Genomic DNA, 13,597 nt, shown 5'->3' with positions numbered 1-13,597 from the left:
ACCTAAAATAAAAATTTCTTGTTTCATGTAAGAAGGTAAGTCCGACCATCGATCAGCAGCTGGATGTAACCTACACCCACGAGCAGGCCAGTGGATTTACCACTGATATCCTGGTGAACGGCCGCCTGATGAGCCGCACCTACAACGGCCTGCAGCAGCTCACTGAAACTGTCGATGCTCTAAGTGGCACCACCCGCTATGCCTACGACGGTGCCGGCAATCCCATTGTCTTACAGGATGCCAACAGCAATCGCATCACCGCCAATTACAATGCCCTCGGCCAAAAGGAATGGGTGGACGACCCCAATATGGGGGCTAAATCGTTTACCTATACCGGCTTTGGCGAAGTGGAAACGGAGATCGACGGCAACCTGGATATCACCAGCTTTACCTACGACCGCCTCGGCCGCATGGAAAGTCGCAGTGTCAACGGCACAGAGGAAGCCAGCTGGAAATTCGACAGCGCCGCCAACGGCAAAGGCCTGCCCGCGAGGGAGAGCCGCAGCGATGCCAGCTATGCGCGCAGCTACAGCTACGACGCCCTGAGCCGCCCCTACAAAGTCACCACGGCTATCGATGGCGAAGACTTTGTTACGCAAAGTCATTTCGACAGCAACTACGGCCGTTTAAAAGGCCTCAGCTATCCCTCCGGGCTGACCCTGCAATACGGCTATAACAGCACCGGCTACCAATTCCGTACCAGTAATGCCGCCAGTGGTTATACCTATCGGGAAATCACCCAGATGGATGCCTGGGGCGAATGGGAGTTTGCCAGTATCGCCGCCGGCAACTACACCATCGGCCGCAGCTTCCACGGGGAAACCGGGCAAATGGCCGGCACCACCTTCGACAGCCTGGTGCAAAACCACCAGGGTATTGCCTACAGCTACGACAGCTTCGGCAACTTGTTTGAACAGGTAGTACAACTGCCCTCAGAATCCCCGGCGTTAAATGTAGAGAATCACTACTACGATGTCCTTAATCGCCTGGATTACAGCACCCGCACCGATGGCCCCGGTATCGATTACGACTACGATGCCATCGGCAACCTGCTGAAAAAAGACGACTTCGCCAGCAGCTACAGCTACACCGGCGGCAGCAATGGCGGCCCCAGCGCCGTGAAGAGCGTTAGCCTGATCAATGGTGGCACCAAGACCTATGGCTACGACCAGAACGGCAACCGCACCCATGAAAATGGTGCGCAGCAGATCTGGTACAACGCCTTTAACAAACCCACCCGCATCAACCGCAACGGCGCCAACCTGTACTTCTACTACGGCGCCGACCAGATGCGCTACAAACAGGTCAACCAAACCAGCGGCAAGACCACCCTGTATATCGACAAGCTGTTCGAAAAGATTACCGGCGGCGGTGAAACCCAATACCGCCACTTTATCGGCGATATCGCCGTGCTCACTACCACCGAGAAAGGCAGTGATGTCACCCACCAGATCGGCTTCAGCCACCGAGACCGCCTGGGCTCCACTGCTGCCGTGGGTGATGAAGCCGGTAACCTAAAAGAAAGCCACAGCTTCGATCCCTTCGGCAAGCCGCGCCAGGGCAATATTCTCGATAAAGAAACCGCTATCTTAGAGAGCGCCTACAGCACCCGAGGCTTTACCGACCACGAGCATCTGGATGATGTGGCATTGATCCATATGAATGGGCGGGCTTATGATTATAATCTTGGGCGGTTCCTGAGTGTGGACCCGGTGATCCAGAGTCCTGGTAATAGCCAGAGCCTGAACCCCTACAGCTACATCATGAATAATCCGCTGGCGGGGACGGATCCGAGTGGGTATACGCCTGACTGTATACCGAGTGACGATGGGGCGATCACTTGCACTGGACCAGTAAAGGTTAGTCAAACCGGTTCGCGCATAAAACGGACAGAGACTGGCTCTGTAACTATGGATACCAATGGCAAGCTAACAGGGAGCATAACAAGTGGTGGAAAAACACAAAGCTTTTCTATCGGTAGTATTGGCGGACAGAAGTCGGGTGGAGCAGCAGATATTGGTAGCCAGGCCAGTCGTGGGAATTTGCAGGGAGGTCAGGGTGCTGCCGATTCTGGGCAGAGTGGTGATGAAGGAGGTGTTGACTCAAGCAATCTAGGAAATCGACAGGGCCAAGCCATAGATTACCTAGATTTCGTGAAAGGAAAGCTCTTGGCGGATGAGCCAAATAGTGACACCGCGTATTATTTGCAGCGGGAGTTTGGGGTGAAGCCGGGAGATGAGAATTTTCGCCCTGTTGTAGATGGGCTGGTATCAAATATTGATAATACTATTGCCGCTTTGAGATCGGCAACAATTGTAGAAGTAACAGCGGCGACGCTAGCGAGGGTTCATTTAAATACCGGGGATAGGAGTCTTAGTGAGAAAGAAATTAGCCGTTACTTGGAAAAATATGGAGAAAGCCATAAGGCTGCAGCATTTGTTTTTCTGGGTGATAGGAACAGAAATATATTTATTACCAATAAATTTCCAAGGTCAGCTGTTCAGCAGATTAACACGCTGATTCATGAAGGTTCTCACTTTCATCCGAATGGATATGACGGGGGAATGGTGCATCCGGGTGATGTGCCTGCTATGCAAGGGCCTCGAGCCATACACAACCCATATAATTTTTCTAGGTTTATAACCAGTCATTACATGGGTCCTCTGGATTAACAAGAAAGTATTTAGGGGTTGTATAATATGAAAATTTTGAAAATCACAGGTGTGATTATTGGTTTCGTAACAATTTTCTTAATTTCTTCCTTAACTTTTTCAGGGGGTAATATGAAGCCCACTATTGAAGTCAAACTTCTCGGCTCTAAAAATATGAGATTAGCTGTGGAAGTAATATTCAGAAATGAAATGAGAAAGCCTTTTTATTTATATGAATACTATTTTTGCGAAGGCGGGGTTGTTTTGTCAGATATATTTTCTATTAACCGGATAGAAGGCGGTTTAAAAACTACAGTTTCGTATGGCGGGCTGATGGACTTTCACAATAAAAATGAGGCCACTAAAGATGACTTTATTAAAATTGAGCCTAATACTGAAGTTTCCTGTGAGATCATTGTGAGTGACTACTATGATTTGAGGGGCGCTGGGGAATACGAGCTTACATACTATGTAGATAACCCAAAATATAGAGATAAACAACCAAAGGTGGAGCTAAAAAGCAACGCTATTAATTTAGTGTTGCCAAGTCCCTACTAGGGTAAACACAAAAAATAGGGCAGATCTAATTGCTGATTGGAGGCTAGTGCATGGGCAGAGTGGTGAAGCCCTAGGAATTCCCAGTGCAACTGCGACATCTACCGATTCTTATCAGCCGACAATGAAGGTAGGTGAATCTAGATTTTTGACTGAAGGGGAAAAGGAGCTCGCAAGCTCTATTTTTGGGGAGGTAATATCAGATTACGACAGTGTTAAGGTTATCAGGGATAAATATATTTTCTTCCAGACTAAGAATGTAGTGATGGCTCCAGATGGGAATATCTATTTCCATCCCAAAAGTGCTGCTTACCGAGATGATTTTTCTGTTGATGGAAATATTGATTTGCAAGGGTTGTTTATCCACGAAATGACGCATGTCTACCAACATCAGTTAGGCATAGATGTTAGGAAGGCGGCATTGAATCGAAATTATAAATATGAGTTGCCCATTGTTTTGCCTAGCAAAGGAGGGAGACCGTTCTCAAAGTATAGCTTGGAGCGGCAAGGAGATATTGTTCGAGACTACTTTTGGTTAAAGAATAATTCCAGACCAAAATCAATGCTTAATAACCCAGATGCTCCATCTTTGAAAACGTATGAAGAATTAATACCTTTTTAGGGAGGTGATTTTATGTTTAGGATCGCTGTTTTTTTAGGAGCGTTATTGATTATATCGTGCAGTAATGCTGAGGATGTGCCGGCAAAAGACAAGGCTGCTCAGTACGTTGAAGCAGGAAATTTTGATAAGGCATATAAAGTCTTGTTGCCCATTGCACAAGCTGGTGATGCGGAAGCCCAGTTTGGTTTGGCTATGCTAATTTCTAATGGTTATGGTTCTGCGCAAGGGAAAAGTGACGCTGAGCAAGACAAGCTTGTTTTACATTGGTTAAAGCTTTCCACGAAAGGTGGGAACGAGAAAACCAGGCTTTGGCTGGCAGATAGTTATAGCAATGGTTGGTACGGCCTAGAAAAGAATCAGGAACTCAGCAATTGCTACAGGGATATAGGCTTAGATGTATCTCGTTGCTTTCAAATGAGTTCAGAAATTACTAACGAGTAGTCTCTGAGGCTATTTATCTAAAGAATAGCCATCAAGAGCCCCGGCAGAGCAATCTGCCGGGGCCTTTATTATCCAGTACGCGTCCAGCGCCGGGCCTCGTACTTCACAAGGCTCTGTCGCAAACTTTCCGTATGGCTGAAATACACCTATGACCCGGACACAGTTATTCTGCGAGCGCCATAAATTGGCGATAGGCCGGGATATCTTGCTGCCCCAGCTGCCCTTCTCGGATCATATGCGCCGTTTCAATCCCATCGAGAGTGGCAGCCGCTGAGTGGAAGGTCTTAAAGCCCATCATAGGCTTGGTTATTCGTTTGATAAACCGGTGGTCCTGTTCAACGATATTGTTGAGATATTTGACCTGTAGGGTATCGATGAATGAAAGCCAGAAGCCCATCAGAAACAGGTAGATATTGATGTTGGTCAAACCGACCTGATTGGCTCCACTTTTATCGATGACCACCTTCTCTGGCAAGCCGTTATTGCCAACGGATTGCGCAAAGAAGCGTGTTGCTGCGGCTTCATCTCGGGTTTCTGAGAGCATGAAGTCAACGGTTTCACCGGACTTATCGACTGCTCGATACAGGTATACCCACCTGCCCTTAACTTTGATATAGGTCTCATCCATACGCCAGGAGGCACCTACCTGGCTCTTCTTCTTTCTGGCCTCTGCGGCAATTTGCGAGGCGTATTTGACCACCCATCGGTTGAGAGTGGCGTGATCAACAGTAACCCCGCGCTCCTGCATAATCTCTTCCTGATCGCGATAGGAAACTGCATAGCGGACATAGAAGAATACGGCATACAGAATCACATTTTTCGGGTAGTGGGTTCCTTTAAAGCTGATCAACGGTACAGACCTAAAACTGCAGATTCAGAGCCAGCGCTTATAACTGAGATGCAGGGGCGCCCGCAAGACCGACGAACTTTGCGACAGAACCCAATCACAAAGCCACTGAGATCTTTGCCCTCATACAAGGCTTTGATGGCGGCATCCATATCGAAAGAGGGTTTAGTCATGAGTCATTTACTTTTTGCTAATAGTAAAGAAATGACGCAGAACTCTGAGCACTACCAGTTGGATACGCTTGTTGTACGGCCTCTTGAATACCCCAATCCACTAACTCCAAATAATAATCAACCTGAAAGGGGAGATCTTATCTATAGTTCAGTTATGAAGGTTGCAAGGGGGGGCGATGAATAAGTCGAAAGATCTTGAGATGCTCACATAATATAAGTAAATTATTCAGTGGGCCAGACTATAGAAAATGAAAAGGTTCGTGCTTCCTCTCCATTGATCATAACCACAAAGAAATAGTCTCCAGGATTAAAGTCGGTCGATTCTTCAATCAAAAAGGCTTCATACAACTCGTTAATCGGAGGAGCAATTTTCCAGTGCCCGCCGTTAGTTACTTCTCTAAATTGACCGTCAAACTCATCCTTCCGTAGTATTTCGTAGCCTAAGGCATATTCATTTCTCGATATGTTCTCTACGCGAATTCCAAATTTTTCTCCTGGAATCCATGCTATTTCACTTGAGTAATCATCTATTTTATAAAATTCACCATCTTCTATAATAGTGCCAAAATTGTATAAAAATTTATCCTCAGGTTGTGTCTTTATATTTGAGGTGCAGCCGCTGAGCAAAATCACTAGAAAAAATAACGAAGACCTAATTTCCTTAATCATTATCTAATTTTTTTGTGGTTTATATGGCGCAAAGTATAATGAATTGTTAGGTGTTTTTGAATGTTATCTGAAAAGGTTGGTGCGAAACCTAAAATAAAAATTTCTTGTTTCATGTAAGAAGGTAAGTCCGACCATCGATCAGCAGCTGGATGTAACCTACACCCACGAGCAGGCCAGTGGATTTACCACTGATATCCTGGTGAACGGCCGCCTGATGAGTCGCACCTACAACGGCCTGCAGCAGCTCACTGAAACTGTCGATGCTCTAAGTGGCACCACCCGCTATGCCTACGACGGTGCCGGCAATCCCATTGTCTTACAGGATGCCAACAGCAATCGCATCACCGCCAATTACAATACCCTCGGCCAAAAGGAATGGGTGGACGACCCCAATATGGGGGCTAAATCGTTTACCTATACCGGCTTTGGCGAAGTGGAAACGGAGATCGACGGCAACCTGGATATCACCAGCTTTACCTACGACCGCCTCGGCCGCATGGAAAGTCGCAGTGTCAACGGCACAGAAGAAGCCAGCTGGAAATTCGACAGCGCCGCCAACGGCAAAGGCCTGCTCGCACGGGAGAGCCGCAGCGATGCCAGCTATGCGCGCAGCTACAGCTACGACGCCCTGAGCCGCCCCTACAAAGTCACCACGGCTATCGATGGAGAAGACTTTGTTACGCAAAGTCATTTCGACAGCAACTACGGCCGTTTAAAAGGCCTCAGCTATCCCTCCGGGCTGACCCTGCAATACGGCTATAACAGCACCGGCTACCAATTCCGTACCAGTAATGCCGCCAGTGGTTATACCTATCGGGAAATCACCCAGATGGATGCCTGGGGCGAATGGGAGTTTGCCAGTATCGCCGCCGGCAACTACACCATCGGCCGCAGCTTCCACGGGGAAACCGGGCAAATGGCCGGCACCACCTTCGACAGCCTGGTGCAAAACCACCAGGGTATTGCCTACAGCTACGACAGCTTCGGCAACTTGTTTGAACAGGTAGTACAACTGCCCTCAGAATCCCCGGCGTTAAATGTAGAGAATCACTACTACGATGTCCTTAATCGCCTGGATTACAGCACCCGCACCGATGGCCCCGGTATCGATTACGACTACGATGCCATCGGCAACCTGCTGAAAAAAGACGACTTCGCCAGCAGTTACAGCTACACCGGCGGCAGCAATGGCGGCCCCAGCGCCGTGAAGAGCGTTAGCCTGATTAACGGCGGCACCAAAACCTATGGCTACGACCAGAACGGCAACCGCACCCATGAAAACGGCGCGCAGCAGATCTGGTACAACGCCTTTAACAAACCCACCCGCATCAACCGCAACGGCGCCAACCTGTACTTCTACTACGGCGCCGACCAGATGCGCTACAAGCAGGTCAACCAAACCAGCGGCAAGACCACCCTGTATATCGACAAGCTGTTCGAAAAGATTACCGGCGGCGGTGAAACCCAGTACCGCCACTTTATCGGCGATATCGCCGTGCTCACCACCACCGAGAAAGGCAGTGATGTCACCCACCAGATCGGCTTCAGCCACCGAGACCGCCTGGGCTCCACTGCTGCCGTGGGTGATGAAGCCGGTAACCTAAAAGAAAGCCACAGCTTCGATCCCTTCGGCAAGCCGCGCCAGGGCAATATTCTCGATAAAGAGACCGCTATCTTAGAGAGCGCCTACAGCACCCGCGGCTTTACCGATCACGAGCATCTGGATGATGTGGCATTGATCCATATGAATGGGCGGGCTTATGATTATAATCTTGGGCGGTTCCTGAGTGTGGACCCGGTGATCCAGAGCCCTGGTAATAGCCAGAGCCTGAACCCCTACAGCTACATCATGAATAATCCGCTGGCTGGGACCGATCCGAGTGGGTATACGCCTGACTGTATAAAAAGTGACGATGGGACGACTACTTGTACTGGGACAGTAAAGGTTAATCAAACTGGTAGCCGAATTGTCCAGAGGGTTACAGCGACGACAACCACTTCAGGTGCCATTACCTCGGTTCACTTGTCAGGAGGGAATGGTGGAGCTCAGCAAACGGTAGCTGGAATAATCACCGCTACTTTAAAAAGTACTGGTTTCCGGGCGGTGGATATTGGTAGCCAGGCCAGTCGTGGGAATTTGCAGGGAGGTCAGGGTGCTGCCGATTCTGGGCAGAGTGGTGATTCCATGCCCATTACTGGGTCTTCCAATGTCGCTTGCGATTCGTGCCACCCGACTTCAAATTTTGAGTTTGACGGTTCTGGGGTTGATGCAGGTGCATCGTTAATTGCAGATTTATTTCCGGGAGTTGGCTCAGCAAAAAGCTTGGGGCAAGTTTTTACCGGCACCGATTTGATAACAGGAGAACCTGTCAATCGATGGCTTGAAGGGGGAGGTATTTTATTAGGGATGGTTCCCTTTGGTAAGACGCTAACCAAAGGGGATGAGATGGTTGATTTATATCGTGTAGTAGATGATGTTGAATTGGCTGATATTAGAAACACAAATGCATTTAGATCCGCCCCTGGTCAGTTTGAAGGTAAGCAATTTGTTGATAACTTGGAAGACGCACAAAATCTTCAAAAGGTATTTTCAAGTTTCTTTGGTGGCAATCAAACAATTATCAGAGCCCAGGTTCCTCAATCAGTTGTTGATTCTGCTAGTAAAGTGCCATTTGCAGATATTCCAAAAGGGACAGCGATTACAATTCCTACAAATGATCTGCCAAAACTTAATCCGCAATCGTGACGAGAATACTTATGAGTAATCATAATTCAATTATTGGAACATTAAGGCTGAATACCGAAACAAATATAATACCTGCGGATGGGCTTATGGTATCTCGGCACAGAGTTGAGCTACTTGAAGAAGGTAAATCAGACCTTTCCTGGATGGCTGAGCTTAACGTATTAGGTGATTTGCCGTGGTTTAAGGGTGAAGAACGTCAAGTTGAAGTACGAATAATGTCTGATGAGTTCAGGCAACACGTAGTTTCTGAGCGACCCAATTTATTAGTAAAGCGGGGAAGAGAAACAGTCGGTACTTTAGAGTTGAAAAGTGGAAAGTGATAGGATGAATAATTGAGAGCAGAGTAAAATTATGTTTTTGTCAAATTTTATAAAATCGCAGTAGATAAAAAACCTTGCCGAACCGAATGAAAGCCTCGGCAGAGTAATCTGCCGGGGCTTTTATTAGGTTCTGTCGCGAAGTTCGTCGGTCTTGCGGGCGCCCCTGCATCTCAGTTATAAGCGCTGGCTCTGAATCTGCAGTTTTAGGTCTGTACCGTTGATCAGCTTTAAAGGAACCCACTACCCGAAAAATGTGATTCTGTATGCCGTATTCTTCTATGTCCGCTATGCAGTTTCCCATCGCGATCTGGAAGAGATTATGCAGGAGCGCGGGGTTACTGTTGATCACGCCACTCTCAACCGATGGGTGGTCAAATACGCCTCGCAAATTGCCGCAGAGGCCAGAAAGAAGAAGAGCCAGATAGGTGCCTCCTGGCGCATGGATGAGACCTATATCAAAGTTAAGGGCAAGTGGGTATACCTGTATCGAGCAGTCGATAAGTCCGGTGAAACCGTTGACTTCATGCTCTCAGAAACCTGAGATGAAGCCGCAGCAACAGGCTTCTTTGCGCAATCCGTTGGCAATAACGGCTTGCCAGAGAAGGTGGTCATCGATAAAAGTGGAGCCAATCAGGTCGGTTTGACCAACATCAATATCTACCTGTTTCTGATGGGCTTCTGGCTTTCATTCATCGATACCCTACAGGTCAAATATCTCAACAATATCGTTGAACAGGACCACCGGTTTATCAAACGAATAACCAAGCCTATGATGGGCTTTAAGACCTTCCACTCAGCGGCTGCCACTCTCGATGGGATTGAAACGGCGCATATGATCCGAAAAGGGCAGCTGGGGCAGCAAGATATCCCGGCCTATCGCCAATTTATGGCGCTCGCAGAATAACTGTGTCCGGGTCATAGGTGTATTTCAGCCATACGGAAAGTTTGCGACAGAGCCACAGAGCCACAGGGCGCATCCGTCGCAGCAATCTGGAATCCGGCTGCTTGATCTTCTTCACCGGCTTTACACCGAGTATCTCGTCCGTGCTGACCTTGAGGGCCTGCGCCAGGTCAACCAGCAGGTTGGCCGGCGGGTGTTCGCTCTCGGTCTCTTAATAGGCGATGACCCTTCGCGTCGCGCCGATCTCTTCCGCCAGTTCCTTCTGCGTATAGCCGGCAGCCTTGCGCAACTGCGCCAGGCGTTTACCAAAGTCGGCCAGGTTCTCGTTCATGTATTTGGGCATGGGCAGGCTCGTCTCATTGACTCGCCTGCTAGTGTAAGCCCGGTTCTCGTAATTATTGATGTCTTGTCAGGTGCATCTCAGTATATGTTAGGAACCAAGGCCGGTGGGTTTAAATGTTCGTCAATAGAAAAATTTTTGCTGGTGAACTGTATCCAATTAGCTATCGGCGGTAGCCTATTATTATTTTGGCAATGTTGTCGGATAATCAAGAAAATGCGCTTTAAGTAAGCTGAAGCGAAAAAGGGAAAGCTTGGACTTTCTTCAAATCGTAATCTTACTGAACCGAACAAAAGCCCCGGCAGAGAAATCTGCTGGGGCTTTTGTTATCCGGTACGTATCCAGCGTGGGCCCTAGTGCTTCACATCCATCCCTTCCAGCAGCTCGCGGATAATCAACTACTCCTCCTCGTTGAGTCCTCGAACAGTAACTTCATGGGATGAGTTGTATGTTGAGATTTTATGCTTTGATAGCCAGGATGATAAACCAGGCTATCGAAGATATTTAGAGCTTTCCCTATAAAGGCTCCAGATTAAGGGATTTTCTAAAAAACTGGTCTAGCTCGGCATAAAAGGAAACTACATTTTTAAGGTAGAGGAATCCATGCCCTTCCTCTTCAAACAACATACTGTCATAGTTAATATTATGCACATCTAAGATTTTAGTCATTCTATTAAAGTGCTCTAAGTCAACAATTTTATCCATCCCCCCTGGGCTATAAATATTGGAATTTTGATCTTGTGTGCTTGATAAACAGGAGAGTACTCTTTAAGTGTTTCGATATCGGTATGGGGATCCCCAACGATTCTCTCAATAATGTTATTTAGTCTCTCATCACCGGTTAAAACGTTATTGCTAAAAAGCAATGGCAAATCGGTAACACCAGCATAGGAGGCAGCACATTTAAAGATATCTGGACGGTTTATAGCAGAGATTAAGGCAGAGTATCCTCCATAGCTTATCCCATAGATACAAATATTACTTGAGTCAACCAACTTTTGACTGATAACTTCCTCAATGCTTGAATAGATATCATCTTCGATCAAGCGCCCCCACTGTCGCAAACCTTGATGTTTAAATTCTTTACCGTATCCAGAGGAGCCTCGGTAGTTAGGTTGAAGTACTGCATAACCTAATGTGGCTAGAAGTTGAGCGTGGGTATTAAAATGCCTAGTGTATCTTACTGAAATTGGGCCTCCATGAGGTATCACAATTAAAGGTGGTTGAGCTGTATTAGTAGAGGTGGGTAATGTCAAATATGATTCAATTATTTGCCCATCGCTTGATTTTGATTTTATCACTTGGGTGTCGGACAGATTAAACTCTTTGAGCCATGGGGCTTGTGATGAGAATTTAATTAATTCATTAGAATGTCTCTTAAACAAATGAAAAGCTCCAGGATCAGTAGAGCTAGAAGTCTGCACAATTGCTACACTTTTGTCTTGGTTTAAATCAACAACATAGGCTCTGGATTCTCTTAATGAAAGCTCTAGCTCTCCTTTTAGGAGCTTTTCTACTTGCATCAAGTATTCATGCTTTATAAATCCATTTTCAATAAATGAAACCCCTAATATTTCATCTCTGTTCGGTCCTATGATGGCAGAGTTGATGTCTGTGTTAGGGTGTCCGTAGATTTTATCTATATATTTTTTTTCTGGTATGCTGTATCGATACAAACTAACTAAATTATCATTTTCATTTGACAGGACATATAGTATTTTGCTGTCTTTAGATATTAGAACTGGGTTGAAAATTACATCTTCTTCTCCTTCCCAAGCGACTTCCCATTGTCTTGTTTTGTGGTTTCTGGCCCAGATTTCATTTTTGGAATTAGCTTCGTTGAGTGAGTACCCAATGGATATCTGTCCTTTCGAGTTTGTCAGCCAATATGATGTATCTGGAGCATGTCTGTTAAGCCTAAACTCCCTTCTGAGTTGTCTATAAATATTCTTTTGTGATGTATCTATTTTATATAGGCTTGCTTTTCCACTTCTATTTCTTCCAATTATAAGTTTGTTTTCTGATTGGGGTAGGGGGTCAATTAGAAAGGTGTTTTCAAGTAGTTGGTCGGTTTTAACGGATGTTACTTTTGATTCACTTAGGGTTAATTCGCTTAAATAAAGATCCCAACCTTTGCCTTTTGTAAAGGTCTCGCTAACGATGGAATTGTTATCCACCCAGTTGTAGTCAATAATTGCTAAGGGGTCGTTGTTGGCATGTTGAAGAATTAAGGTTTCATCAAATGATTTTGTGTTCAATAATGAGATCTGAGCTTTTGTCCCTGAGTTGCTCATTATGGCAATGTTTTTTCCGTCAGGGGAGATTTTTAATTTTTTAATGTTGTTTGGTTTGAAGAATTTTTTGGTGATCTCCAGAGTTTTTCTTTGAATAGATTTGTTTTCTTTTTCTAAGTCTGCTACGGCGAAGCCTGGTAATAAAGCAAGAATAATGAATAGTATTGTTTTCATTTGGTCTGCCTCGACTGGATGGAGTCAAAGTAGAATTTAATAAACGGATCTTTTGCCCTTTCTGTAAATAAAAGTGGATATTCGTTTAAAAGGGTTAGGCAGCACTTCTCTAGTTCTTCTATTGTTTGAGATGTTCTGTTGATATAATCAAATTCAGCTGTTTCAAACTGCCAATTAGTATTTATGGTGAGATGTCCTCCATAATTAATTGATCCTTCTTGAATGTTTAGGTTGAATTCTTTCTCCTTGATTTTGTAGTAAGAGTTTCTGTTGGTGGTTACTTTTGTCCATCTGTACTCCCCTGCAGGCAATCTAATTATCTTAAAGTTATTCCCATCAGAAAGATCTTCGAATAAATAGCTTTTCCCAAATAGCTTTGGTGTTTGTATTTTTACAGATTTAGGTACTTCTCCAGAAATAACTAATGCTAAGACTGCATAACCCTCACCTGGTGATAATGGCTCGATGAACTCTTTTGCTAGGCCGTCTTGGCTGGCTAAGTATAAAAAAATGTAGAATAAGATTTTATACATAAGTGTACACATTCCTCATGTTTTACTTTATGTTGAGCTTATTTATATGCAAATTTTACTTTAGACTGTGATAATTTGCATTACTTGGGCTTGTTGTGTATGGATAACAGACGGATTGTTTGTTTTTTACGCTAAGTGTTACGGTTGCTTTGATCGGGAAAAGGACCAGTATAAAAAAGTAACAAAAGGTTCTATTTGGGTATGTATATAGGTTGAAATAGTAAAATACTTAGTCTATGGGTGCTTGCGTACAATTATTTTGGACATCCATAGATTAGAGTGAGGTGCTAGTAATGTTGCTGGTACCTACACGGTATATTTTTCTCATCAA

At 45.6% G+C, this 13,597-nt stretch carries 11 protein-coding genes and 1 pseudogene; 7 read left to right on the top strand and 5 right to left on the bottom strand.

Translation table 11 applies throughout. The annotated features are described in order from the left end of the window. The first annotated feature begins 113 nt into the window (after nt 1–113). Genes GL2_RS17900 through GL2_RS17885 form a run of 4 tightly spaced genes read left to right on the top strand, consistent with a single transcriptional unit; the run spans nt 114 to nt 4,269 of the window. On the top strand, nt 114–2,672 hold the full coding sequence (locus GL2_RS17900; protein WP_143732055.1) for an RHS repeat domain-containing protein: 2,559 nt from the start codon (nt 114–116) through the stop codon (nt 2,670–2,672). 27 nt (nt 2,673–2,699) lie between these two features. Continuing rightward, nucleotides 2,700–3,209, top strand: coding sequence for a hypothetical protein (locus tag GL2_RS17895; RefSeq protein WP_143732054.1), 510 nt, complete (start codon nt 2,700–2,702; stop codon nt 3,207–3,209). Between the two features lie 46 nt (nt 3,210–3,255). Beyond that, on the top strand, nt 3,256–3,828 hold the full coding sequence (locus GL2_RS17890; RefSeq protein ID WP_143732052.1) for a vgr related protein: 573 nt from the start codon (nt 3,256–3,258) through the stop codon (nt 3,826–3,828). A 12-nt stretch (nt 3,829–3,840) separates the two neighbouring features. Beyond that, on the top strand, nt 3,841–4,269 hold the full coding sequence (locus tag GL2_RS17885; protein ID WP_143732050.1) for a hypothetical protein: 429 nt from the start codon (nt 3,841–3,843) through the stop codon (nt 4,267–4,269). Nucleotides 4,270–4,432: 163 nt separating this feature from the next. On the opposite strand, the gene GL2_RS17880 is transcribed toward GL2_RS17885, so the two are convergent. Further along, nucleotides 4,433–5,119, bottom strand: a complete 687-nt coding sequence (locus tag GL2_RS17880) for an IS6 family transposase (protein WP_143732048.1) — start codon at nt 5,117–5,119, stop codon at nt 4,433–4,435. Between the two features lie 392 nt (nt 5,120–5,511). Then, a complete protein-coding gene (locus tag GL2_RS17875) occupies nt 5,512–5,958 on the bottom strand; it encodes a DUF3859 domain-containing protein (RefSeq protein ID WP_143732046.1) in 447 nt (148 codons plus the stop codon). A gap of 199 nt (nt 5,959–6,157) precedes the next feature. Between GL2_RS17875 and GL2_RS17870 the strand changes: the two genes are divergently transcribed. The 3 genes and pseudogenes from GL2_RS17870 to GL2_RS17860 all read left to right on the top strand — a co-directional run bounded on the left by GL2_RS17870 (nt 6,158) and on the right by GL2_RS17860 (nt 9,928). After that, a complete protein-coding gene (locus GL2_RS17870; RefSeq protein ID WP_143732045.1) occupies nt 6,158–8,704 on the top strand; it encodes an RHS repeat-associated core domain-containing protein in 2,547 nt (848 codons plus the stop codon). Nucleotides 8,705–8,715: 11 nt separating this feature from the next. After that, nucleotides 8,716–9,024 (top strand): hypothetical protein, encoded by a 309-nt coding sequence (locus GL2_RS17865; protein WP_143732043.1) that lies wholly within the window; start codon nt 8,716–8,718, stop codon nt 9,022–9,024. 217 nt (nt 9,025–9,241) lie between these two features. Then, nucleotides 9,242–9,928: pseudogene (locus GL2_RS17860) on the top strand (IS6 family transposase). A 208-nt stretch (nt 9,929–10,136) separates the two neighbouring features. Here GL2_RS17860 and GL2_RS17855 read toward each other — a convergent pair. The 3 genes from GL2_RS17855 to GL2_RS17845 all read right to left on the bottom strand — a co-directional run bounded on the left by GL2_RS17855 (nt 10,137) and on the right by GL2_RS17845 (nt 13,266). Further along, nucleotides 10,137–10,268: a helix-turn-helix domain-containing protein gene (locus GL2_RS17855; protein ID WP_143732041.1), complete on the bottom strand. Its 132-nt coding sequence runs from the start codon at nt 10,266–10,268 to the stop codon at nt 10,137–10,139. 680 nt (nt 10,269–10,948) lie between these two features. Next, a complete protein-coding gene (locus tag GL2_RS17850) occupies nt 10,949–12,733 on the bottom strand; it encodes a prolyl oligopeptidase family serine peptidase (RefSeq protein WP_143732039.1) in 1,785 nt (594 codons plus the stop codon). Further along, complete coding sequence (locus GL2_RS17845) at nt 12,730–13,266, bottom strand: hypothetical protein (protein WP_143732038.1); 537 nt, start codon at nt 13,264–13,266, stop codon at nt 12,730–12,732. The genes GL2_RS17850 and GL2_RS17845 overlap by 4 nt, the downstream gene beginning before the upstream one ends. Nucleotides 13,267–13,597 lie beyond the last annotated feature (331 nt).

This window comes from Microbulbifer sp. GL-2 (assembly GCF_007183175.1).
In the GTDB taxonomy this organism is placed as follows: domain Bacteria; phylum Pseudomonadota; class Gammaproteobacteria; order Pseudomonadales; family Cellvibrionaceae; genus Microbulbifer.
Note: the sequence above shows the minus strand (reverse complement) of the source record. Positions and strands in the feature narration are given on the sequence as shown.

Excerpts from the sequence above, each read along its gene's own strand:
- GL2_RS17895 (WP_143732054.1), top strand. The coding sequence starts at position 2,700 with ATGAAAATTTTGAAAATCACAGGTGTGATTATTGGTTTCGTAACAATT.
- GL2_RS17885 (WP_143732050.1), top strand. The coding sequence starts at position 3,841 with ATGTTTAGGATCGCTGTTTTTTTAGGAGCGTTATTGATTATATCGTGC.
- GL2_RS17875 (WP_143732046.1), bottom strand. The coding sequence starts at position 5,958 with ATGATTAAGGAAATTAGGTCTTCGTTATTTTTTCTAGTGATTTTGCTC.
- GL2_RS17865 (WP_143732043.1), top strand. The coding sequence starts at position 8,716 with ATGAGTAATCATAATTCAATTATTGGAACATTAAGGCTGAATACCGAA.
- GL2_RS17855 (WP_143732041.1), bottom strand. The coding sequence starts at position 10,268 with ATGCCCAAATACATGAACGAGAACCTGGCCGACTTTGGTAAACGCCTG.
- GL2_RS17850 (WP_143732039.1), bottom strand. The coding sequence starts at position 12,733 with ATGAAAACAATACTATTCATTATTCTTGCTTTATTACCAGGCTTCGCC.
- GL2_RS17845 (WP_143732038.1), bottom strand. The coding sequence starts at position 13,266 with ATGTATAAAATCTTATTCTACATTTTTTTATACTTAGCCAGCCAAGAC.